We start from the raw sequence: 335 nt of genomic DNA on the forward strand, positions 1-335 counted from the left end.
AAAAGAAGCACTGCATTACGCCCGATCGGTCGCGTCTCTGGTCGAGACCGCCGCCGGAACATGGGAACGGCAGTTCGAGGGCGCACGCCGGTCCGAGACATGGCAACGGGAGAAATGCGATACCGTTGAGGTTCCCGCTCTCACGAAGGCAAGCGAGGAGATCCTCACACGCCTCGATGCGCTGTCCCATGAGCAAAGGCCCGCGTTCATCCGCCAGATGTCAAACACAACACAAGGCCGGCAGGCATTGCAGGAAATCAATGCAATAACGGAAGCCCTGACCAAGCGGTTCGGGACGGCAAACCTGCGCAATGAGGATCTGGAAAAGCTTCGGG

Annotated in this window: 1 pseudogene; it reads left to right on the top strand. The window is 59.1% G+C overall.

Features of this window, described 5'->3' with window-relative positions:
• Positions 1-335: pseudogene (locus T18_RS27080) on the top strand (Ti-type conjugative transfer relaxase TraA); the annotation flags it as partial.

The organism is Rhizobium sp. TBD182 (assembly GCF_001950375.1).
Lineage (GTDB): Bacteria > Pseudomonadota > Alphaproteobacteria > Rhizobiales > Rhizobiaceae > Agrobacterium > Agrobacterium tumefaciens.